Source organism: Aeromonas sp. 600282 (assembly GCF_049175755.1).
In the GTDB taxonomy this organism is placed as follows: Bacteria; Pseudomonadota; Gammaproteobacteria; order Enterobacterales; family Aeromonadaceae; genus Aeromonas; species Aeromonas veronii_A.
The window spans coordinates 68,383-90,615 of record NZ_JAAKVR010000004.1; the positions used below are offsets into that span (position 1 = coordinate 68,383).

A 22,233-nucleotide genomic window follows, 5' to 3' on the forward strand; every position below is an offset into this window, starting at 1 on the left:
GGAGCCTGATTGGCCGAGATCTTTATCAAGGCTTCGGTTTTTCGGGGTTCTTCTCCTGCTTGGTGGTGCTGCCCAGTTGCCCCAGCACCAGTTTGGGGTGGGGATCGGTCTGCAGCGGAATATCCTGCAACTGCGTTCCCTGCTGGTGGCGATGGATGATTACTGCGGCCATCTTGCCCAGCGCCTCGTAGCTGCTGATGGTGCCAACGCTGCAGCCGTGCTCGACGAACAGCTCTGCACTGCAGATGGTAGGGATAGCAGCTGCGTTGAGTGCATTCAGCAAACGGGGGGCGATGGAGAGCAGATAGCTGTCTGCGGCCAGAAAGACGATGTCGTTTTTGGCATCCTGTTGCAGCCGCTTCAACTCGTTCTCCAGTCGCTTTGGATCCGGTGCTATACGCCAGGTTGCGACTTGCCATTGGTAACCTTTGGCCGCGTTGATCAGCATGTCGGCCACCAGCAGGGTGTTTTGCTCCCGCGGGTTGAAGGGTAGCAGCAGCCGCTTATCCGATGGGAGGTACTTGCTGGCATTGGCCAGTTGCAGCGCCATCGGCACCATATTGCTTACCCCGGCGACCATGCTGTTCTGAGCCTTGTCCTCAGAGAGAAAACCTGCCCCGACAGGATCTGAAACCACATTGAATATCATGGGCTTGCGATTGGCGACCAAACTCTTTGCCATGGTGGTGGCTGTGGTACCGAAGGTGTAGATGTAGTCGTATTCGGCCAGTTTCGGCAGCATCTGCTGACGTAGCATGGTCGCCAGCGCCGTGCGATCCTGATTGGCATTGTAGACGGTGATGGTGGTCTGATAGCCAAGTCGGGTCAGTTCGGCCCGAAAGCCCGCCTCGGCGGCGGTTTCGCCACGCCACAGTACCATGGCGATATTGAGGGCGTGAGCGGGAAGAGCCAGCAGCAAGAGCAGGACGAAAAGCAGCCTGACCATGATCATCTCTCCGGCGATACATCTACTCTTGAGCCTAGGCCAGTTTGTGGTTTTCTGAGCAACAGCGACGAAAAAGCGCGATGGCAAGCCATCGCGCTTTGGGTATCAGAAAACCTCGATTAGAAGTCGTAGCGAGCAGCCAGCTGGAAGTCATCCTTGTTGGCGGTCGCTTTGCCGGCAACGCTGTCCAGATTGTTGATGCGGTACTCGCCGATCACCCGCAGGTTCTTGTTGAACTTGTACTGGGCTCCCAGGGTGTAGTAATCCACATTGTCTTTCTTGGTGCCAGCCTTGTCCTGCTCCTGTTTGTTCCACAGCGCCATCAGACCGAAGCCATTCTCGAAGTTGTAGCCCAGCGCGGCTTCCCAACCGGTGTGATCGGTGCCGGTCGCCAGGAAGTCGCTGCCATCGGCATAACTGAGGGCGGCGTAGGCGGCCTTGTTGTCAAACTTGGCGGAGATCAGCCACAGTTTTGCATCTTCTTCACCGCTCTTGTCGCGCAGGCCGACGTTATAGGCAGTACCCAGCGACAGGTTGAAAGGGAAGGTATAGGCCACGGCTGCTCCGTAGGCCGCGTCGCTATCCTTGCTGGTAGTCTCTTCGGTGTCACCACCGTCGAACTTGTAGCTGGTGTCGAGCTGGAAGCCATTGAACAGGCCGGAGTATTTCAGTACGGAACCGGCGCGGTTGGTGGCGAAGGTGTCGGTCTTTGCACCCAGCGCTTCGTTACCGTAGCCGTCGGAGAGGGAGACATCAGTCCAGTCCGCCAGGAAACCCGGGGCACCTTTCTGGCGACCGAAGGTCACTGTACCCCAGTCAGCGCCCACACCGGCAAAGGCCAGACGGGTACGCAGGTTGTCGGAGCTCTCGCTGATGGTCTTCTCGCTGTCGTTGATGTACATCTGCACTTCGTACTGGGCCAGCGCCTTCAGACCGCTCTGGATCTGGGTTTCAGCCTTGGCACCGAAGCGGACAAACTGGTTAGCCCCTTGCTTGGCGCTGTAATCCTTGGTGCCATTCGGGTTGGCGGTATCGACGTTTTCTTTCTTGTCGCCGAAGAATTGACCGGCGTAGATGCGGCCATACAGGTCCAGCATGGCGGTATCATTTTTATACACCTCAACGGCTTGCGCCTGGAAGGCGGCGGTCAGAGCCAGTGCCACTACAGTCAGCTTTTTCATCTTAATCCCTTGTGTTGCAAGCTTTTGTTTTGAAGACGGGGCCATCCTAGGGAAGATGCATGACAGCGGGGTGACAACTGGATGAAGAGTCGATGGCAATTGGGTTGCAATTGGATGAATTGGCTACATTTATGCACCTGGCAGCTACTTTTGTGCGCAAAGGTTTGCCCTTGTGGTAGAATGCCGCCCGTTTTCGAGCTCCATAGGTTGGATATGCGATGAGACGTGAACTGGCAATCGAGTTTTCCCGAGTGACGGAAGCGGCTGCACTGGCTGGCTACAAGTGGCTCGGACGTGGTGACAAGAATATCGCTGATGGGGCGGCCGTAGCGGCCATGCGCCACATTCTCAACCAGATCGAGATCGATGGTGAGATTGTGATCGGCGAAGGTGAAATTGATGAAGCGCCGATGCTCTATATCGGCGAGAAGGTCGGTACCGGACACGGCGACGCGGTGGATATCGCGGTCGATCCCATCGAGGGTACCCGCATGACCGCCATGGGTCAGGCCAACGCGCTGGCCGTGCTGGCGGTGGGCGACAAGGGTTCTTTCCTGAAAGCACCTGACATGTACATGGAAAAGCTGATCGTCGGGCCCAAGGCCAAAGGCGCCATCGACCTGGATCAGGCTCTCGAGCTGAACCTGAAGTCCGTGGCCAAGGCGCTGGGCAAGCCGCTCTCCCGTTTGACTGTCATTACCCTGGCCAAGCCGCGTCATGACAAGGCAATCAAGGAGATGCAGGGTCTGGGCGTGCGGGTGTTCGCCATTCCTGATGGTGACGTTGCCGCCTCCATCCTCACCTGTCTGCCGGACAGTGAAGTCGACATGCTTTATGGCATCGGCGGCGCACCGGAAGGGGTGATCTCCGCGGCGGTGATCCGCGCGCTGGATGGCGACATGCAGGCCCGTCTGGTGCCGCGTCACCGGGTCAAGGGCGACAGCCCGGAAGTGCGTGCGCTGGGCGAGCAGGAAATTGCCCGCTGCGAAGCGCTGGGCATCGACGTCAACAAGGTGCTCAAGCTGGAAGATATGGCGAAGAATGACAACGTCATCTTCTCCGCCACCGGCATCACCAAGGGTGATCTGCTGGATGGCATCACCAGCGATGGCGTGATGGCGACCACCGAGACTCTGTTGATCCGTGGTAAATCCCGTACCATTCGTCGTATCAAGTCGATCCATTACCTGGAGCGCAAAGACAGCGTGGTACGTGACATCATCCTGTGATGATGGCTCGCTGAACCGGCTGTGTTGTTTGAAGCCCGATCGCCCGTGCGGTCGGGCTTTTTGTTGTGCGCCAGCTACGTTTGTGCCGCCGCTTCGGCTATGGTGGCTCAGACCATCCCAAAGGAGTGGAGTCTATGGAGTGTCGTAGCGGCTGCGCTGCCTGTTGCATCGCCCCCAGTATCAGCAGTGCCATTCCCGGTATGCCAGATGGCAAACCGGCTGGCGTCCCCTGTATCCAGCTCGATAGCGCCCTTGGCTGCAAGATTTTCGGTCAACCGGAGCGGCCGGCGGTGTGTGGCGGTTTTCGCCCCATGATGGATGTGTGCGGCAGCCATCGCGCCGAGGCCATCTGGCTGATCGGCGAGCTGGAGCGGCTCACCACCTGACGAGAGCAGGGCGAAGATATAAAAAAAGAGGCCGCATCATGCGGCCTCTCGCGTTTCTATTCGCCGGGGATCAGATCCCCGCCAGCTCCAGTGCCTGACGATAGTACTCGTTGGCCTTGTTGGTAAGGCGGCGCTTGTCCATCAGCTGGCCGAGAGCATGGTAGGCGGCGGCGCTCGGCGCCCGCTCCACCTCCTGCTCCAGCAGCTTCTGGGCATCGTCCAGCTGACCGGCCAGTAGATAGAGCTGGGCCAGTGCGGTGTCCACCTCCGGTTGCCCCTGCTGTTTTTGCAGCAGTGCCAACAGCGGCTGGTAGCTGTCGAGTTTCAGCTTGGGCAGGCGAGCCAGCAGCTGCGGCATCGGCTGTTTGCGCAGCGCCTCCTGCCACAGGGTGGCGGCCTCGCCATCGGCGCCCAGCTGGCGCAGCAGATCGCCGTAGCAGGCCAGCAGTTCTGGCTCGAGGCGCAGTTTGCGCGGCAGATCCTGCCACACCGCCTTGAGGGTCTCGAGGCTGCCGGCAGCCTGTTGCAGGCGACCACACCAGGCTTGTTGCAGCAGATCTTCTTCCTGTTTCGGGGTCAGCTTGCCCACCTTGTGCAGCGCCGGGATCAGGTCGCACAGGGCGCTCCAGTCCTGACGGGCCAGATGCACCTGACGCAGCTGATCCAGCACCATGGGGTGGCGCGGGTTGAGGGCGTAGACCGACTCCAGCATCGCCAGCGCGGTATCGTACTGGCCCTGCTCGATTTGCAATTGGGTTTGGGTCAGGGTGAGCGCCAGCTCGGCTTTGGGATTCTCTTCCTGCGCTTTTTGCAGGTATTGATCCCGGCGGGCGTCGTCACCACGGGCCTGTGCCGCCTTGGCGGCGCTCAGGTAGTTGAGCAGCGGGGTATCGCTGTTGCTGGCCCCCTTGATCATCAGTTTTTCAGCCTGACTGTAGTGCCCTTCGGCCATCGCCAGGGTGGCGGCGACGGTCTGTTGATTGGCCTTGCGGCGGCGGCGCGAGCCGTACCAGCCGAGGGTCTTGCGGCGCAGGCCGAATACCCGACCCAGCAGCCATTCGACGATCAGCAGGGCTCCGTAGAACAGCACGGCCAGGATCACCGCGCTGGTGACGGAGGATTCGATGGTGTAATTGCCAAGGGCAATCAGCACATAGCCCTTGTTACCGGAGGCTTGCGGGCCAAAGATCAGCCCTGCGACCATCACGGCAACCAGAATGATTATACGGATCATGGTGCCCTCCTCAGCTGCTGGCCAGAATGCGTTGCAGGCGTTCGGTCAGCACCTGCTCCAGCATCGCCTGGGTCTTGAACTGGGCCGGATAGTCGATCTGGATCTGCTCACCCTTGAGCTTGTCGATCTCGCCCTGCATGTAGCGGGTGGCGCTGTTGTCGGTGTCGAAATACTGGGTCAGCCAGCGCTGGGCCTTGTCCAGGCTGTCTTCGTAGAGCGCCTGCTGCTCGCGATAGACGGAGAGCTGGGCCTGCAACAGCTTGGTTTTGAGGTTTTCACGCAGGAAGATCTCCTGCTGCGGCGAGAGCAGCGCCTCGACCGCGCCATCGCGGCGACGGATGGTGACGAAGTTCTCGGTGAACTTGACCCAGTTCTTCTTCAGGTTGCTCTCCCACTCGTCGGGATTGGCGCTGACCGCCTGATCCGGCTCGGCCTTGGCTTCCGGCATGCTGACGGTGGAGAGGGGCAGCAGCTCGATCTGATCTGAGAGCGCGGCCAGCTTGAGGGTCAGCCCCTCGCGGTCGATGCGCGGCATCCCCTTGAGCTTGGCGATATCCTCGGCCAGCGCCTTGCGGATCGGCATCAGGCTGGGGTCGTTGAGGGCGGCGATCCGCTCGTCGGCATTGCCGAGCAATGTGATGGCGGAGACGAGGTCATGCTCCAGCCACAGTTTGCGACCCGCCATCCGAACCAGATACTCGGATTCGGCCAGCATCCAGTCGTTGGGGCGTTTATCGTTGAGATCCAGTACCCGGTTCTGCAGACCCTGCATCTCCCCTTGCAGCCGCTGCTGGGTTTGATCCAGCGCGGCCAGCTGCTCGGCATCCTTGCTGCTGGTCTGGTCGATCTTGCTCAGGGCGCTCGCCAGCTGCTGCTTGAGCTGGGCCAGTTCGGCTTGCTGGGCCACGGCATTCTTGTGACCGTGCAGATAGAGACCGCCGGTCAGGCCAAGGGCCAGCAGGATGGCGACCCCTCCCAGTACGGCACCGGAGCGGCTCTTGCTGCCATTGACCGCAGCGGTCGGCTGGGGTTTTACCTGGGATTCTTGTTGTTCTGTCATTCCATCTTCCTCAGTTCCAGTGCGGCCGTCAGGGCCTGGTTGGATGCACCTTGGGCAATCGTGATATGGATAAAGCCCGCGGAGTGGGCCATCTCGGCCACTCGCGGGCTGGGGACCACCAGCAGGCGGTCAAAAAGCCAGGGCCGCTGGTGGTCGGGAACCAGCTCCAGCAGCCGTTGCAGCAGTTCACCACTGGTAATGAGCAGGCTGTCCAGCCCCGCTGCCTGCCAGTGGCGGGTCAATGTCTCCCCGTCTAGCTCGGGGTAGTGGCGTTCATAGGCCGCACAATAGTGCACCAGAGCACCGCGTGAGGCCAGCGTGCTGGCGATGAGATCCCGCCCGCCATTACCGCGCAAGATCAGTACCCGTTTGCCTGCTACCTGCTGCAGGGCGGGCAGGGCCAGCAGCCCTTCGCTGCGCGGGTCATCCGGGCAGCTTGCTGTGATGCCGATAGCGGCAAACGCATCTGCGCTGGCCTGACCCACCGCAAAGTACTCAATATGTGGCCAGGTCTGACCAGTTTGCAACAGAAAATCGTGTGCAAAATGAACGGCATGGATGCTGACCGCGATAACGATATCGGCGCTGTGCAACAGGTTGGGCAAGCGGGGGAGTTCACTGCCCGCCACGGTTTCCAGCAGCGGGCAGCAGAGTGGTGCATGGCCGTGCTGGCGCAACAACTGCACCAGTTCGGCGGCCTGGGCGGCCGGACGCACCACCAGCGGGGTCATGCGCGGTAGACCTCGGCGAGGATCTCGTCGGCACCGGCGGCCAGCAGGCGCTGGGCCAGTTGCTCGCCGAGGGCCTCACCATCGGCCAGCGGGCCGCGGATCTCGTCACGGATTACCTGGCTGCCATCCGGGCTACCCACCAGACCGCGCAGCCAGATCTGCTCGCCTTCGACCAGTGCGTAGGCACCGATAGGCACCTGACATCCCCCTTGCAGGGCGCGATTCATGGCGCGTTCGGTCAGCACCCGGGCGCGGGTCTCGGCGTGCTCCAGCGGCGCCAGCAGGGTGTGAAGCTCAACATCGTCGAGGCGACATTCGATACCGACGGCACCCTGACCGTTGGCGGGCAGGCTCTGCTCCGGCTCGATAAAGGCGGTGATGCGGTGCGCCATCTCCAGTCGTTTCAGACCGGCGGCGGCGAGGATGATGGCGTCGTACTCACCGGCATCCAGCTTGGCGAGGCGGGTGTTGACGTTGCCACGTAGGTCGCGGATCACCAAATCCGGGCGCGCCGCGCGCAACTGGCACTGGCGGCGCAGGCTGGAGGTGCCGACCACGGCCCCTTGCGGCAGTTCGGCAATAGCCTTGAAACGGTTGGAAACGAAGGCGTCGCGGGGATCTTCCCGCTCGCAGATAGTGTGCAGACCAAGTCCCTCGGGGAACTCCACCGGCACGTCTTTCATGGAGTGAACGGCGATATCGGCCCGCCCTTCCAGCATGGCGGTCTCCAGCTCCTTGACGAACAACCCCTTGCCACCGACCTTGGCCAGCGGGGTATCGAGGATCTTGTCACCCTGAGTGCTCATGGGCACCAGTTCGACCTGCAACTGCGGGTGCAGGGCTTCGAGCCGGTCTTTGACAAAGTTGGCCTGCCACAGGGCCAGAGGGCTCTTGCGAGTGGCAATTTTCAGGGTTCGGGCTGCCATATCAATCAGTTGTTTCATTTTTAGAAGGAAATCGATATTACCACCCTTTGCCCGGGCTTTCATGGCGGAGCCGGCAAAAGCGGGGCCAAGCTCAAAAATGCATGCTGAAAATGATTTTCATTAAGCAAGCGGCCTTGATTAATTCATTGAATGCATTGGAATTTAATGATTTCCCCTGATACTTGATGTGGTCATACCAGAAATAATCTGACGTTTAGCTGAAGGCTTGTTTACCACCGCTGTTTGCATTGTTAACATGATCACACTTTTTTGACGTATCCCTCTTTTGGTGCGTCATTTTCACTTAGGTGATAGGCAGGGCATTGCAGGAACACATCGATACGCTGGTTGCGCGTTATGACGACATTACCCGTCTCAAGACGCAACGGGCGTTAGGTCTCATGAGTCGCTACGGGCAGCAGGTATTCCAACTGCTGCCCGTCATGCTGCACTTCAATCACCCCCTGCTCCCCGGTTATGTCTCCGGTGATGTTCCTCATGGCATCTGGAGCTTCAGCGCCAGCGCCGAGCAGCAAGCCTTTATCGATGACCTCTGTCGCAACGCCAACTGTCAGAGCGGCCTAGCAACCCATGATCGAGCCATTCAGGGGCTCTACTCCATGGGCAGCACCTCCTCCATCGGCCAGTGCTGTCACTCCGATCTCGATATCTGGGTTTGCCACGTGGCTGGCTTGTCGCAGGAGCGGCTCGCCCTGCTGGAGCAGAAGTGCCGGTTGCTCTCCAAGTGGGCGGAGCAGCGCGGGGTCGACCTCAACTTCTTCCTGATCCCGGAAGACAAGTTCCGCCAGACCAACGATGCCGAGATGCAGGGAGAGAGCTGTGGCAGCGCCCAGCACCTGCTGCTGCTTGACGAGTTCTACCGCAGCGCCATGCGCATCGCCGGTAAGCGACTCATCTGGTATCTGGTTCCTGTCGAGTGTGATGATCACTACGACGACTATGTGAACGGGTTGTTCGAGAGTGGCAAGCTCAGGCAGGATGACTGGCTCGATCTCGGCAGTTTTGACCGGATTCCGGCGGAGGAGTATTTCGGCTCTGCCCTGTGGCAGCTCTACAAGGGGATCGATTCCCCCTATAAGGCGGTGCTCAAGTCGGTGCTGATGGAGGCTTATTCCCACGAGTACCCCAACACCCGGTTGCTATCGATGATCAGCCGCGACTGGTTTCAGCACAACGAGGGGATGCACTACCGGCTCGACAACTATTGTCTGATGCTGGACAAGGTGACCAATTACCTCAAGTCCATCGGCGACATGGCGCGACTCGATCTGGTGCGCCGCTGCTTCTACCTCAAGGTGTGCGATGGCCTCAGTCATCCCAAGGATGATCACTCTCCCGAGTGGCGCCGCGAGCAGATGAGCCAACTGGTCTCCTACTGGGGTTGGAGCCAGGATAAACTGTACCACCTCGATCATCGCCACGAGTGGAAGGTCGAGGAGGTGAAGATCGCCCATGCCGAGTTGCTGGAGGCCCTGATGCAGAGCTACCGCAACCTGATCCAGTTCGCCCGTCGCAACAACATCAGCGAGTCGATCAACCCGGAAGATATCGGCATCCTGTCGCGTAAACTATACGCCGCGTTCGAGAGCCTGCCGGGCAAGGTGCAGCGGGTGAACCTCAAGATCGCGCCGGATCTGAGCGAGCCCGACCTTAGCTTCGTGCAGGTGCCCCACGGTCGCCTCAACCGCGCCGGCTGGTATCTCTACAAACATTCGCTGGAGCCGGTGGACATCATTGGTCGCGCGCCGCTCGAGTTCAACGGCTACATCAGCAAGCTGGTCTCCTGGGCCTACTTCAACGATCTGCTGACCCCCCAGTCGCGGGTGCACCTGTTCAATCAGGGCTCGGATCTGCACATCGACAATCTGCACCAGTTCTGCCGCGATCTCTCCGGCTGCTTCCCCGAGAAGTACCCGCTGGCCACCAACCTGGCGCTCAGTCGGCCGTGCGAGATCCGTCAGCTCTCCATCTTCCTCAACCTGGAGATGGACCCGACCAGCCACTGGGTCGGTCAGGTGATCGAATTTGACGCCAATACAGTGGATGTCTTCTCGTTCGGTCGCAATCAGGAGTGTCTGGTCGGTTCGGTGGATCTGGTCTATCGCAACTCCTGGAGCGAGATCCGTACTCTGCACTTCCAGGGGGATGAAGCTGTGGTCGATGCCCTCACCACCATCCTCGGCAAGATGCATCAGGATGCCGCCGCCCCCGAGATGATCGAGGTGTTCTGCTATAGCCAGCACTTCCGATCTCTGGTGCGCTCCCGTTTCCAGAAGCTGGTGGCGGAGTGTATCGATCTGCGCCTTGCCCGCGACAAGCAGCAGCTGGTCAAGACCATGGCCCTTGGCCGCGAGAAGTACGGCATCTTCTTCGAGCGGCGCGGGGTGTCGGTGAAGAAGCTGGAGAACGCCATCGATTTTTACCGTCACATCTCCCACAACAAGCTGGATCACCTGCCGCTGCGGCTCGACAAGACCCACAGCCAGCATCTGCCGAGCATCGTTGATGCCTACGCCAGCGAAGGGTTGGTGCAGTTCTTCTTCGATACCCGGGATGCGGGCACCAACATCTACATCCTCGATGAGGCGAACCGGGTGGAGATCTACCAGCACTTTGCCGGCAACAAGGATGAGCTGGTGGCGGGGGTCAACCGCTTCTACACCTCCAACCACGAGCGGTTCAGCGATGATGGTCAGTTCATCAACTTCAACCTGCCCCAGTACTACGAGATAGTGCAGCAGGGGAGCGAGCTGGCAGTGATCCCCTATCGCAGCCAGGGAGCTCCGCGTGAGCAGGTGTCACCCACTCGTGATGTCGGGTGACCCGCGAGGGTAAGTCGCCATAAAAACGGCCTGCAGATGCAGGCCGTTTGCTTTTGCGGTTGCTCAGGCGCCGAGGCGGGCCAGCAGCCAGCTGCGAATGTCGCCGAGCTGCGGGCGGCAGATCTCGTGACGCATCGGGTACTCGTGCCACTCGGGGGCGAGCCCGGCAGCTTCAAGCCGGTTCTTGGCATCCCAACCGAGCGACAGGCTCACCACATCGTCATAGATGCCGTGCATGTAGCAGATGGGCAGGGTGCGAGCAGCCTCGCTCATCTCGCCGAGCAATTTGTCGGGAGCTGCCAGATAGGTAGACATGCAGAGCAGGCCCGCCAGCGTTGCCTGATAGCGCAGCGCGGTGAAGGAGGCAATTACCCCGCCCTGAGAGAAACCTGCCAGCACGATATGCTCGGGGGCAAACCCGTCGGCCACCAGCTGATCCAGCAATGCGGCAATCTGGTCGGCTGATTCACGGACATGGGACTCCACTGCCCGCTCGGCGGGATCCTCGAAGCTCTTGATGTCGTACCAGCCGCGCATCTTGTAGCCCATGTTGATAGTGATGGGGCGCTCGGGGGCATCCGGCAGCAGGTGACGCACCGGTAGCTCGGCGGGCAGATCCAGCGCCTCCACCAGCGGGGCGAGACCGGCGCCGGAATCACCCAGCCCATGCAGCCAGATCACCGCATGACGGGCGCCCTGCGGGTGCAGGTCGATCATGGGAACACTACCTCTTCGCCCGCCTGGGCGGTGCAGGATTGGCTTAACAGCGCCTTGAGCTCGTGGCCGAAGCGGTTGTCGATCCAGGTGTCACCCTGCAGTTCGAAGTGGAAGCCGTTCTCGCGGGTGGCGACCCAAATCTGGTGCAGTGGCTCCTGCTTGTTGATGATGACCTTGGTCTTGTTCTCGAAAGAGAGGGTCAATACGCCGCCGCTGCGTTCGCAGTCGATATCCGGATACCCCTCGTCGAGCGTGTCTTCCACATATTGGAAAAAGGCGTCGGTCAGGGCGTGATACTCGTGATCCTTCATCGGTTTATCCTGTTGCTTTTAACAATGTGAGTGCGATTATAGAGGGCCAAAAATTTTTTCGCAGCGAACCATTATGATCACCCAGTTCACCAAGTGTCTGCTTGCCACTCTTCTGTCCCTCGGGTTGGCCGCGTGCGGTCTGAAGGGGCCGCTCTATATGCCGCCCCCCGAGCAGCCACAGAGCCAGAGTACACCGCAAGCAGCGCCGCCTGCGACCACTGAGGCTGCCACCGAGGCCGCGCCGCACTAATGCCGCACCCATTCTAGGAAGGAACCGCCCCCTTGGATCACTTTAACTACGACGCCGACGGCCAGCTTCAGGCCGAGCAAACCCCGCTGCAACAGCTTGCCGAGCAGTACGGTACCCCGCTTTACGTCTACTCCCGTGCGACCCTCGAGCGCCACTGGCACGCCTTCGACAAGGCCGCTGGCGATATTCCCCATCTGATCTGCTATGCGGTGAAGGCCAACTCTAACCTGGCGCTGCTCAACCTGCTGGCCCGTCTGGGCTCGGGGTTTGACATCGTCTCCGGTGGCGAGCTGTCGCGGGTACTGGCGGCGGGCGGTGATCCGGCCAAAGTGGTCTTCTCCGGGGTCGCCAAGAGTGAAGCGGAGATGCGCCTCGCGCTGGATAAAGAGATCCTCTGCTTCAATCTGGAGTCGGAAGCCGAGCTGGAGCGCCTCAATCGGGTGGCGGGCAGCATGGGCAAGAAGGCTCGCGTCTCGGTGCGGGTCAATCCGGATATCGATGCCGGTACTCACCCCTATATATCCACCGGCCTCAAGCAGAACAAGTTCGGCATTCCCATCGAGCTGGCGCCAGCCATCTATCGCAAGGCGGCCGCGATGGCGAACATCGAGATCGTCGGGGTGGATTGCCATATCGGCTCGCAACTCACTGAATTGAATCCCTTTATGGAAGCGGCTGACAAGTTGCTGCGGCTGATCGACGGTCTGGCAGCGGAAGGCATTCATATCCATCATCTGGACGTGGGGGGGGGTCTGGGGGTCAACTACGGTTCCGAGCAGCCGCCCCATCCGACCGAGTACGCCGAAGCGCTGAAGCAGAAGCTGGCGGGCCGGGATCTGACCCTGCTGTTCGAGCCGGGCCGCGCCATCGTCGCCAATGCCGGCGTGCTGCTGACCCGGGTCGAGTACCTGAAGCCGGGCGAGACCCGCAACTTCGCGCTGATCGATGCCGGCATGAACGACATGCTGCGCCCTTCGCTCTACGGCGCCTGGATGAACATCATCGAGGTGGATAGCCGTGCCGGCCATGCTCCCGCGCTCTATGACGTGGTGGGCCCGGTGTGCGAGACCGGCGACTTCCTCGGCAAGGAGCGCACCCTGGCCATTGCCGAGGGCTCCCTGCTGGCGGTGCGTTCGGCCGGAGCCTACGGCTTTACCATGTCATCCAACTACAACACCCGTCCGCGCGCAGCCGAAGTGCTGGTGGATGGTGCCAAGGCGCACCTGATCCGCGAGCGTGAGCAGTTGGCCGATCTCTGGCGCGGTGAGCACCTGCTGCCCTGATGGCGCAGGCTGGGACAATGATTTCATAACGGTTGACGGTGAGTTTTTACAGCCCTAACAGCACAGGAATGCACGATGTTGATAGATTTTTCCAAGATGCATGGCTTGGGCAACGACTTCATGGTGGTGGATGGCGTCACCCAGAAGGTATTTTTCAGCAATGACGTCATCAAGAAGCTGGCAGATCGCCACTTCGGGATCGGCTTTGACCAGCTGCTGCTGGTGGAGCCGCCCTATGACCCTGAACTCGACTTTCACTATCGCATTTTCAATGCCGATGGCAGCGAGGTGGAGCAGTGTGGCAACGGTGCCCGCTGTTTTGCCCGTTTCGTGCGTCTCAAGGGGCTGATAAACCGGGATCGCATCGCGGTCAGCACCGCCCGGGGTCGCATCGTGTTGCAGCTGGAGGGGGAGAACCAGGTCACGGTCAACATGGGTGTTCCCCAGTTTGAGCCGGGCAAGATCCCGTTCCGGGCCCAGAAGGCAGAGAAAACCTATCTGTTGCGGGCGCAGGAGCATACCGTGATGTGTGGCGTGGTCTCCATGGGCAATCCCCACTGCGTCATCGAAGTGCCTTCGGTCGCCGATGCGCCGGTCGAAACGCTGGGTGCCATCATGGAGCGCCACGAGCGTTTTCCCGAGCGGGTCAACGTCGGCTTCATGGAGATGGTCAACGCCACCGAGATCAAACTGCGTGTATTCGAGCGGGGCTGTGGCGAGACCCTGGCCTGCGGCACCGGTGCCTGTGCGGCGGCGGTGATTGGCATCAGTCAGGGCAAGCTCAAGGAGCGGGTCACCGTCAGTCTGCCGGGCGGCAAGCTGACCATCGCCTGGAAGGGGCCGGGCCAGCCGGTCTACATGACAGGCCCCGCCGAGCATGTGTTTGACGGCCAGATAGAGGTTTAGCCGATAAAGGTTCAGGTACGGGGGGCGCTGGCCCCCTTTGCCCATGATGTCGGGGCAGCGAGCCCCATTTCTCTGATGGATCAACCAATTTATGAGCGAACTCAAACGGCAGGAGCAATCGGTGAATGAAGCCACTGTGCTGGAGTACCTGGCCCGTTATCCCGAGTTTTTCCAACGCCATGCCGCCGTGCTGGACCGGATCCGCATTCCCCATGAACGCAAAGGGTCGGTCTCGCTGGTCGAGCGCCAGCTGGAGCGTCAGCGCGAGCGGATCGAACAGCTGGAGCAGGAGATCACCGAATTGATGGGGATCGCCAGCGAAAACGAGCGGATCTTCCGGGTCTATGCCGATCTCTACGGCGAGCTGTACGGCTGCCAGACCCTGTTCGAGGTAAGTGCCGTGATGGGCAAGGCCTTTGTCCAGCGGCTGCGCCTGACCGGGCTGCGGCTCTGGCTCAATCCCAAGAAGTTTGCCCTGAGCGGGCCCGAGCAGCGCTTTCTGGCGCAGGGCAAGCAGCTCGAATCCCTGCTGGGTCAGCGTCTGCCGGGGCAGGATTACTACTTTGGCCGCCTGAGCCAGAGCGAGAAGCAGGCGCTGTTTGGCCATGATGTGCTGGTCAACTCGGTGGCCCTGATGCGGCTCGGCGATCTCGGTGTGCTGGCCTTCGCCAGCTCGGATCCCGGCCACTTTACTCCCCACAACGACACCCTGCTGCTGGGCCAACTGGGGCGCCTGCTGCAACTGCGTCTGCCCGAGTTGACTCATGGCTAGAACACCGGCCAAGGCGCCTGCCAAAGCACCCGTCATCGCACCGCCACTGCCTGCGGCACTGGCGGACGAGCTGGCGGCCTTTATCGAATACCTGAGGGTCGAGCGTCAGCTCAGCCCTCATACCCGCAATAACTATCAAGCCCATCTGGAGGCGATGACCGCCGAGCTGGTGGCCCTCGGGCTCACTGATTGGGGTCGGCTCGAGGCGAGTCAGGTGCGCACTCTGGTGACCCGGATGCACAAGGGGGGCCTTGCTCCTCGTTCCCTTTCCACCAAGGTCTCGGCCCTGCGCAGCTTTTGCGACTGGCAGGTGCGGCAGGGGCGGCTCACCGCCAATCCGGCTCGCGGTATCGTCACCCCCAAACAGGGGCGGCCGCTGCCGAAAAACCTCGATGTGGACGAGATGCACCAGCTGCTCAACATTACCGACGAGCAGGATCCGCTGGCGGTGCGGGATCGCGCCATCATGGAGCTGATGTACTCTTCAGGGCTGCGTCTGGCCGAGCTGGTGGGGATCAATCTGGTGGATCTGAAGCTCGACGACCGCCAGCTCAAGGTGACCGGCAAGGGCTCGCGGGAGCGGGTGCTGCCCATCGGCCGGATGGCGGTCGAGTGGCTGCAGAAGTGGCTCAAGGTGCGCCCGCTGCTGGCCGGGGATGAGAGCGAGGCGCTGTTTGTCTCCAACCGCAAGCAGCGGCTGTCGGCGCGCTCGGTGCAGGCCCGCCTCGATGGCTGGGGCAACAAGCAGGCGCTTAACTCCCACGTCCATCCCCACAAGCTGCGCCACAGCTTCGCCACCCATATGCTGGAGTCTTCCGGCGATCTCCGGGCGGTTCAGGAGCTGCTGGGACATGCCGACCTCTCCACCACCCAGATCTATACCCACCTCGACTTCCAGCATCTGGCCAAGGTTTACGACAGCGCCCACCCCAGGGCCAAGCGTGACCCGGATGCGCAGGACGATGAATAACGGGCCCTGAGCCCCGTTGCAGAGGATAGTCCATGCACTTCTATCGCCGCTGGCAGCCGGTTGCTGCCATCTCGTTTGACCTCGATGACACCCTCTATGACAACGGCCCCGCCATCGTGCGGGCCGAGCAGTGGATGTTGAGCCATCTGCGCAGCGAATATCTGGCGACAGCCATGCTCGACAAGCCACGCTGGCTGGAGCTAAAACGCGCTGTGTTGCTGGCCAACCCCGGGCTGCGCCACGATGTCAGCCTGGCGCGCCAGCAGACCATCCGCGCCGCCATGGTCGAGGGGGGGATGGCCGACCAGCAGGCCAGTCGCGAGGCGGAGCAGGTCTTTGCTGCGTTTCTGGCAGAGCGCTCGAAGATCGATGTGAGCGAGTCCACTCATCAGCTGCTGGCCAGATTGGCCGAACGCTACCCGCTGGTGGTCATCACCAACGGCAATCTGGATCTGCTTCAGGCCGGGCTGGATCGCTACTTCACGCTGGTCTGCAAGGCGGGGGCGGGCGCCAGGATGAAACCGGCGCCGGATATGTTTGAGCAGACCCGCAGTGCCCTCAAGCTGCCTGCGCAGCGGATCCTCCATGTGGGGGATCATCCCGAGACCGATGTACTGGGTGCCCGTCTGCATGGCTTTCGCGCCGCCTGGCTCAACGAACGGCAGCAACCGTGGCAACAGCTGCAACTGTTGCCGGACGTGGAGCTGACGGCACTGGAGGAGCTGGCCGAGCTGCTGCTCTGATGGCGCTGGCGGGTGGCCACGCTCAGGCGGTAATGGCTGTCAGCGAATAGCGATATATGGCAAGGGGTTACGCCCGCTATTTGCGACAAATCAACCCGAGCAGGGTGTTGCGATCGCGCTGGTTGACGCGGCAGTAGCTGATGCCGACGGGCAGCGCCTGCTGCAGGGTGATGGCGCTGTTCTGATAGCGGCAGACCAGATAGAGCGGGCGCAGGCTGCTATCGAGCTGGCTCCAGTAGTGGAGCTCGTCGCTGTCGCCATTATCCGGTTTGAGCTGGACCCGCTCATCGGGATTTCCGTCAAACAGGGAGAGACGATCCAGCCGATGGGTGAGGCGCTCGCCAGGTTTGCCGTTGTCGTTGCGGGTCACGGCCTGCCAGCCCTGCTGCGGGGTCAGCAGCTGCTGGCGAGCCTCGATGGTGGCAGGACAATCAAATTGCAGGCTGGCGGCAAGGGCCAGGGTTGTCAGTAACATGGCTGCTGTTTTCTCTTCACGTCCTCAACAAGATGCCATGCTACGTCATCTGCCCCCGAACAGCTTCATCAGTTTATCAAGCAGATCAAGCTGTTGTGGTGGTTGCTTCATGGCTTCCGCCTCCCGCTCCAGCAGGGCCCGCTGCTCCTGCTGGCGGTCGCTCAGCACCCGGTAGAGGGGCTCGACCAGCGACTCGCGCTGCATCACCAACTCCTGAAACATTGCCTGATTGATGCGATAGGTTTCGACGGTGGCCACCGCCCGCACCGTGAAGGAGCTGGGCTCGCCGGTGAGCAGGCTCAGTTCGCCAAAAAAGTCTCCCGCGTTGAGCGTACCGAGTTTCAGCTCTCGCCCTTCGACATTGACCACCATCTCGGCCTCCCCTTTGACCAGCACGAACAGCCAGCTGGAGACATCCCCCTGCTCCAGCATGATGTCGCCGCTGACGAAGGGGGCGAACTTCACCTGATCGGCCAGCTGGAGCAGCTCGTTCTCCTGCAACATGGCAAACAGCGGCAGCTTGCGCAGGGTATCGGTTCGTTCGGCGGTGTGGCGCTTGTGGCGGGCATCCAGATGCTGCTTCTCCTTGGCCATAAAGACGTTGAAGATCGGTGGGGTGAGGCGGCGATCGTTGCGGCGCAGGGCGGCATCGATCAGGCTGCGCACCATGGAGTCGGTCGGATCGTCGCGAGCCAGGTCGGTCAGCCAGTAGCGCACTGCATAGCGGGCGATGCCCCCTTCGACGTTCATCAGCAGGCAGTCCGGTTGCGGATGCTTGGCGACGCAGGGGAGCTTGGTCTCTCGCAGGGATTTCTCGATCAGGGCGATGATCTGGGTCGGCAGGGTATCCAGGGTCAGATCGAACCAGACCCAGCGTCGCCACTGCAGCGGCTCGCCACGGCGACGCCCGAGCACGGTGAAGCGCTGTTTGAGCAGATGACTGTTGGGGATGACCACAGTTTCCCAGTTGCGGGTCTCGATGGTGGTGGCACGCCAGTTGATCTCCACTACCCGGCCCTGGGTGGTGTCCACTTGCAGCCAGTCCCCGATGGCGATGGAGTTGTCGAGCTGAATGGAGACCCCGGCCAGCAGATTGCCCAAAGTATCCTGCATGGCGAAGGCGATGACCGCGGTGATCACCGCCGAGGTGGTGACTATCTCCCCGAGCGCCATGCCGGAGGCGTAGAGGCGAAACAGACCCCAGCCGATATAGCCGATGGTGATGACGATGTCGGCGATGATCCGCGGGATGCGGATCTGGCAGAGGGGCAGAAGAAATTCGAACAGCAGTATCCCCCACACTTTTACCAATATCAGGCCGGCCAGCAGGGTGGAGATCTCGATCAGCAATTGATGGGGCAGAGGTAGTTTGAACCAGCCCCCTTCCAACTGGATCAGCAGGATCACGACAGTGCTTATCATCACGAAGCTGAGCTCGGAGAGCAGCTCTCGTCGTTGCCCGGGGCGGCGCCAGAAGTGAAGCAGCATCAGAGAGAGGGTGAGCAGGGTCCAGAACGGGTGTTCGCGGATCCATATCAGTGTGGGTAGCGCAGTGAGGTTGTCGCTGAACATGGCGGCCCCTTGTGATGGTTTTATTTCCAGCATAGCCGTTCCGGCACGGGGAAATGGTGCGTTGGGGCTGCAATTTATTTATCCTGTGCAGAACCGGGCAAAGGAGTGCGATTAAGTGAAATTTTCAAAGAAAATCATCTGTTTGATGGTTATGTTGCCATTGGCGGGCTGCGATCTGCTGGTCGACAAGTACCGGGTCGAATTCCGGGATGGGTCCTGGCGCGAGATCGTCATCACCCCCTTCTCCAGTGAGGCGCACTGGCGCGAGGGGTGTGCCACCGGTGAGGTGCTGAGCGATATGAAGGTACCCATCAAACGGGGTGACAAGATCAATGGCCGGGAGCAGTTGCTGATCGGAGGCGAGAAGTTCGAACTGGATGACAACAACCTCTACCGCAGCAACGGCATGGTGTTTGGTCACTCGCCTGACCATATCCAGCGTGGACTGAAGGGGATGGATATCTGCCGTACCCTGCGCCCCGAGCGGGGCGGATTACCCAAGCTCAAGGCGCGAGGATTTGGTGAATAAGCGTTAATGGCTATCTCTCTGACGGCGTCGGCAGGCGTCACCAAAGGCCTGGAAGATCTTGATGGAGTGAGGATTTTCGCTGGCTTTCCACTCCGGGTGCCACTGTACTGCCAGCAGGAAAGGGGAGAGGGTCGGGGCATGGATGGCCTCGACCAGCCCATCTTCGGCATGTGCCAGCGGCTCCAGGCCAGCACCAAGACGGTTTAGCCCCTGTCCATGCAGGGAGTTGACCGGTATCTGTTCAGCCCCCATCAGTTCGGCAAACCAGCTGCCTGGCAGCAGCTCAATCTGATGGCTTGGCCCATACTGTTCGTCGACCGGGTCGTCGGCATCTTCCCGATGATCGTCATAACCCGGTTCGGTGTAGACCTTCTGGTGGATATCGCCGCCCAGTGCCACGTTGATCTCCTGCATGCCGCGACAGATCCCGAGGATCGGCAAGCCACGGGCGAGCGCTCCCTTGATGAGGGGCAGATCGAACAGGTCGCGATCCCTGTCCTGCTGTTTCTCCGGGGTGAGGTTCTCCTGCCCGTAAAGCGCCGGATCGATGTTGGAGCCGGCGCCGCTCAGATAGATGCCGTCAGCCAGATCCAGATATTGCTCCAGATCGGCGGTGCCGCAGCAGGTGGGTACCAGCAGCGGGACGCAGCCGCTGATCTCTACCAGCGGCATGATGTATTTGTGGGTCATTACCTGATAGGCGTGGCCGTTACGGGGCTGGGCCCCCATGGTCATCAGCACGACGGGTTTACGGCTGGTGGCGAGTACGGAATTTGGCATAGGACACCCTGATTATCCCTGGCGTTAAAGTCTCATCCTGCACCTTGGGCAGACCCTTGCACATCGGCTGGGCAAGGGCATGCCTCAAGGCATGGTCATGGGATCCCGCGTCGTACCGGGTGGCAGAATCGTCAGTCATCTTGGGCAGCGACAGCCTGGATCCTCTCCCCAGTCTGCCAAGGCCGTTCAATATGTCAAACAAAATGATGCTGAATTGTTAACGATTTTGTTTGTGATGATTCTTGAGTGGCGATTTTACTGGAGAAACTGGATAGAGATGTACAGCAGGAGCACCATGGTGGTGGATATATTAAACGCGCAGGGTGGTGGAGGTGGGAAGGCGTAAATGCATCAAGATAAACACGCCTCCGCGAGGGGAGGCGTGCTTCGGGGATCACAACAGGTCTTCGATCTCGCCGCGCAGATACTGGTACATCTCGCGATAGGCAACCGGCGGCTTGTTTAGCTCCCGCTCCTTGTTGGCGTTGCGGATCAGCTGGCGCAGCTTCTGGCGATCCAGTTCGTGGAACTGGGACATCAGCTCGTTGAGGGCGCTGTCACCTTCGGTGATCAGGCGTTCGCGCCACTGCTCCAGGCGGTGCAGACGGGCATTCACGGTGGAGTGACGGTTCTTGATGATGGAGAGCGCTTCGGCAATCGGCTCGATATCGCGGCTGCGCATCAGGCGGCCGATGAACTGCAGATGGCGACGGAAGGACTCATCCTTCTTCGGCTTGAGCTTGCGACCCAGCTCGACAGCTTCTGCAAGCTCTTCATCCAACGGGATTTTTTCCAGCTCGCTGTGGCTGAGGGAGACGATCTCTTCCCCCATTTTCTGCAATGCTTCGGCATCGCGCTTGAGCTGGCTCTTACTGGGGCCCCAGTCTTCGAACTCGTTGTCGTCTTGATATTGACTCATCGGTCTCTTGATTCCTGTCATTCACGTTTGGTGGATATGTTACCAGCTTCTCCCGCTGGGCGCAGGGGTCTGATATGCTTACCCCCCTTTCCTTCTTTCATACAGATGTGAGTTATGGATCAGCAAGACCAAATCCGCCAGGATCAAGCCCATCTCGAGGCCGTGGTTGCCGAAGCCCTGGAGATAGCCAAAGGACTGGGCGCCTCGCTGGCCGAAGTCTCCATCAGCAAGCAGACCGGGTTGTCGGTGAACACCCGGGGTTGTGAACTGGAAAGCATTGAATTCAATAAGGATGGCGCCCTCGGCATCGCCGTCTATCGCGATGGTTGCAAGGGCTCTTCTTCGACCACCGATCTGAGCAAACCCGCCATTCGTGCCGCAGTTGAAGCGGCCATCGAGATTGCCCGCCACACCTCGGCCGATGATTGCGCCGGTCTGGCGGACGCCGAGCTGCTGGCCTGGGATGCCCCCGATCTGCAACTGTGTCACCAAATCGAGCTGGATCCCCGGCGCGGCATCGAGCTGGCCATCGAGTGCGAGCGGCTGGCGCTTGGTCGCGATGCCCGCATCAAGCACTCCGACGGTGCCGGTTTCTCCAGCCATCTCGGCATCAAGGTCTATGGCAACAGCCACGGCTTCGTCAAAGGCTACGCGGCGTCGCGCAACTCCCTGAGCTGTGTGCTGATCGGCGAGCAGGATGGCGACATGCAGCGTGATTACGGCTACTCCTCCAGCCGTACTCTCGACGGGCTCTGGAGCCCGCAGCGCATTGCGGACGAAGCCGTTGAGCGTACCGTCTCCCGCCTCGGCGCCCGCAAGATCTCCACCCGCCATGCGCCTGTGCTGTTCCACCCGGACACTGCCTCCGGCCTGTGGGGCCATTTGGTGATGGCCATCAGCGGGGGCAACCTCTATCGCAAGTCGAGCTTCCTGCTCGACAAATTGGGCAAGCAGATCCTGCCCGAGTGGCTCACCATTCAGGAGTTCCCCCACCTGCTGGGCGGGCTCGCCAGTACCCCGTTTGATGGGGAAGGGGTGCGTACCCGCGATATGGATATCATCCGTAACGGCGAGCTGATGAGCTGGCTGCTCACCTCCTACTCTGCGCGCAAGCTGGGGTTGACCACCACGGGGCATGCTGGAGGTATCCACAACTGGCAGGTTTCCAATACCGGCCAGGATTTTCAAGGCATGCTCAAAGAGATGGGCACCGGCCTGCTGGTGACCGAGCTGATGGGACAGGGGGTCAATATCGTCAATGGCGACTACTCCCGCGGCGCCGCCGGTTTCTGGGTCGAGAATGGCGAGATAGCCTATCCGGTCGAGGAGATCACCATCGCCGGCAATCTGGCCGAGATGTTCAGCCACATCGTGGCGGTGGGCCGTGACGAGGATGAGCGCTCCAGTCTCAAGACCGGCTCGGTGCTGGTAGAGAATATGAAGCTGGCGGGTCACTGATCGCCGCTGCAG

At 60.7% G+C, this 22,233-nt stretch carries 23 protein-coding genes; 11 read left to right on the top strand and 12 right to left on the bottom strand.

The annotated features are described in order from the left end of the window. Positions 1-25 precede the first annotated feature (25 nt). Positions 26-946, bottom strand: coding sequence for an ABC transporter substrate-binding protein (locus G5137_RS05880; RefSeq protein ID WP_421255064.1), 921 nt, complete (start codon positions 944-946; stop codon positions 26-28). 119 nt (positions 947-1,065) lie between these two features. Continuing rightward, positions 1,066-2,127 carry a porin gene (locus G5137_RS05885; RefSeq protein ID WP_216952723.1) on the bottom strand — a complete coding sequence of 354 codons (1,062 nt, stop codon included), beginning with the start codon at positions 2,125-2,127 and terminating at the stop codon, positions 1,066-1,068. 218 nt (positions 2,128-2,345) lie between these two features. Between G5137_RS05885 and glpX the strand changes: the two genes are divergently transcribed. Continuing rightward, positions 2,346-3,356, top strand: a complete 1,011-nt coding sequence (gene glpX, locus G5137_RS05890) for a class II fructose-bisphosphatase (RefSeq protein ID WP_005336386.1) — start codon at positions 2,346-2,348, stop codon at positions 3,354-3,356. 134 nt (positions 3,357-3,490) lie between these two features. Then, positions 3,491-3,742 (top strand): YkgJ family cysteine cluster protein, encoded by a 252-nt coding sequence (locus G5137_RS05895; RefSeq protein ID WP_005336384.1) that lies wholly within the window; start codon positions 3,491-3,493, stop codon positions 3,740-3,742. 70 nt (positions 3,743-3,812) lie between these two features. Here G5137_RS05895 and G5137_RS05900 read toward each other — a convergent pair whose 3' ends face one another. Genes G5137_RS05900 through hemC form a run of 4 tightly spaced genes read right to left on the bottom strand, consistent with a single transcriptional unit; the run spans position 3,813 to position 7,693 of the window. Next, positions 3,813-4,976 carry a heme biosynthesis HemY N-terminal domain-containing protein gene (locus tag G5137_RS05900; RefSeq protein ID WP_100646922.1) on the bottom strand — a complete coding sequence of 388 codons (1,164 nt, stop codon included), beginning with the start codon at positions 4,974-4,976 and terminating at the stop codon, positions 3,813-3,815. 10 nt (positions 4,977-4,986) lie between these two features. Then, positions 4,987-6,036, bottom strand: coding sequence for a uroporphyrinogen-III C-methyltransferase (locus G5137_RS05905; protein ID WP_005355191.1), 1,050 nt, complete (start codon positions 6,034-6,036; stop codon positions 4,987-4,989). Continuing rightward, positions 6,033-6,767, bottom strand: a complete 735-nt coding sequence (locus tag G5137_RS05910) for a uroporphyrinogen-III synthase (RefSeq protein ID WP_421212210.1) — start codon at positions 6,765-6,767, stop codon at positions 6,033-6,035. Before G5137_RS05910 ends, G5137_RS05905 begins: the two co-directional genes overlap by 4 nt. Beyond that, positions 6,764-7,693, bottom strand: a complete 930-nt coding sequence (gene hemC / locus G5137_RS05915; protein WP_279497729.1) for a hydroxymethylbilane synthase — start codon at positions 7,691-7,693, stop codon at positions 6,764-6,766. Before hemC ends, G5137_RS05910 begins: the two co-directional genes overlap by 4 nt. Before the next feature lie 323 nt (positions 7,694-8,016). On the opposite strand from hemC, the gene G5137_RS05920 reads away from it, so the two are divergent. Next, the gene (locus G5137_RS05920) at positions 8,017-10,536 is read left to right on the top strand and encodes a class I adenylate cyclase (RefSeq protein ID WP_421205638.1); all 2,520 of its coding nucleotides are present in this window, start codon (positions 8,017-8,019) and stop codon (positions 10,534-10,536) included. Positions 10,537-10,599: 63 nt separating this feature from the next. On the opposite strand, the gene G5137_RS05925 is transcribed toward G5137_RS05920, so the two are convergent. Next, entirely contained in the window at positions 10,600-11,253 is a 654-nt protein-coding gene (locus G5137_RS05925) for an alpha/beta hydrolase (protein ID WP_421205636.1), read from the bottom strand. Then, complete coding sequence (cyaY, locus tag G5137_RS05930) at positions 11,250-11,564, bottom strand: iron donor protein CyaY (protein WP_019444859.1); 315 nt, start codon at positions 11,562-11,564, stop codon at positions 11,250-11,252. Before cyaY ends, G5137_RS05925 begins: the two co-directional genes overlap by 4 nt. A 73-nt stretch (positions 11,565-11,637) precedes the next feature. Between cyaY and lptM the strand changes: the two genes are divergently transcribed. From lptM to G5137_RS05960, 6 genes are all read left to right on the top strand, one after another. Next, a complete protein-coding gene (lptM, locus tag G5137_RS05935; protein ID WP_019444858.1) occupies positions 11,638-11,814 on the top strand; it encodes an LPS translocon maturation chaperone LptM in 177 nt (58 codons plus the stop codon). A gap of 32 nt (positions 11,815-11,846) precedes the next feature. After that, the gene (gene lysA, locus G5137_RS05940) at positions 11,847-13,097 is read left to right on the top strand and encodes a diaminopimelate decarboxylase (protein ID WP_421205633.1); all 1,251 of its coding nucleotides are present in this window, start codon (positions 11,847-11,849) and stop codon (positions 13,095-13,097) included. Between the two features lie 75 nt (positions 13,098-13,172). Continuing rightward, the gene (gene dapF, locus G5137_RS05945) at positions 13,173-14,003 is read left to right on the top strand and encodes a diaminopimelate epimerase (RefSeq protein WP_005336371.1); all 831 of its coding nucleotides are present in this window, start codon (positions 13,173-13,175) and stop codon (positions 14,001-14,003) included. A gap of 91 nt (positions 14,004-14,094) precedes the next feature. Continuing rightward, positions 14,095-14,775 (top strand): DUF484 family protein, encoded by a 681-nt coding sequence (locus tag G5137_RS05950; RefSeq protein WP_421255065.1) that lies wholly within the window; start codon positions 14,095-14,097, stop codon positions 14,773-14,775. Then, positions 14,768-15,745, top strand: coding sequence for a tyrosine recombinase XerC (xerC, locus tag G5137_RS05955; protein WP_421205631.1), 978 nt, complete (start codon positions 14,768-14,770; stop codon positions 15,743-15,745). The genes G5137_RS05950 and xerC overlap by 8 nt, the downstream gene beginning before the upstream one ends. A gap of 32 nt (positions 15,746-15,777) precedes the next feature. Continuing rightward, complete coding sequence (locus G5137_RS05960; protein WP_421223073.1) at positions 15,778-16,488, top strand: HAD-IA family hydrolase; 711 nt, start codon at positions 15,778-15,780, stop codon at positions 16,486-16,488. Positions 16,489-16,564: 76 nt separating this feature from the next. Here G5137_RS05960 and G5137_RS05965 read toward each other — a convergent pair whose 3' ends face one another. Then, positions 16,565-16,963: an STY0301 family protein gene (locus G5137_RS05965; RefSeq protein ID WP_421255066.1), complete on the bottom strand. Its 399-nt coding sequence runs from the start codon at positions 16,961-16,963 to the stop codon at positions 16,565-16,567. Positions 16,964-17,008: 45 nt separating this feature from the next. Next, positions 17,009-18,535 (bottom strand): cyclic nucleotide-binding domain-containing protein, encoded by a 1,527-nt coding sequence (locus G5137_RS05970; RefSeq protein ID WP_421255099.1) that lies wholly within the window; start codon positions 18,533-18,535, stop codon positions 17,009-17,011. A 145-nt stretch (positions 18,536-18,680) separates the two neighbouring features. On the opposite strand from G5137_RS05970, the gene G5137_RS05975 reads away from it, so the two are divergent. After that, positions 18,681-19,064 carry a hypothetical protein gene (locus G5137_RS05975; protein WP_041234382.1) on the top strand — a complete coding sequence of 128 codons (384 nt, stop codon included), beginning with the start codon at positions 18,681-18,683 and terminating at the stop codon, positions 19,062-19,064. A gap of 3 nt (positions 19,065-19,067) precedes the next feature. Here G5137_RS05975 and G5137_RS05980 read toward each other — a convergent pair whose 3' ends face one another. Both G5137_RS05980 and yjgA read right to left on the bottom strand, forming a co-directional pair. Continuing rightward, positions 19,068-19,844, bottom strand: a complete 777-nt coding sequence (locus G5137_RS05980; protein ID WP_005342837.1) for a gamma-glutamyl-gamma-aminobutyrate hydrolase family protein — start codon at positions 19,842-19,844, stop codon at positions 19,068-19,070. Between the two features lie 394 nt (positions 19,845-20,238). Beyond that, positions 20,239-20,763, bottom strand: a complete 525-nt coding sequence (gene yjgA / locus G5137_RS05985) for a ribosome biogenesis factor YjgA (protein WP_019444852.1) — start codon at positions 20,761-20,763, stop codon at positions 20,239-20,241. Positions 20,764-20,877: 114 nt separating this feature from the next. Here yjgA and pmbA point away from each other — a divergent pair, with 114 nt between their 5' ends. Continuing rightward, on the top strand, positions 20,878-22,221 hold the full coding sequence (pmbA, locus tag G5137_RS05990) for a metalloprotease PmbA (RefSeq protein ID WP_337073099.1): 1,344 nt from the start codon (positions 20,878-20,880) through the stop codon (positions 22,219-22,221). Positions 22,222-22,233 lie beyond the last annotated feature (12 nt).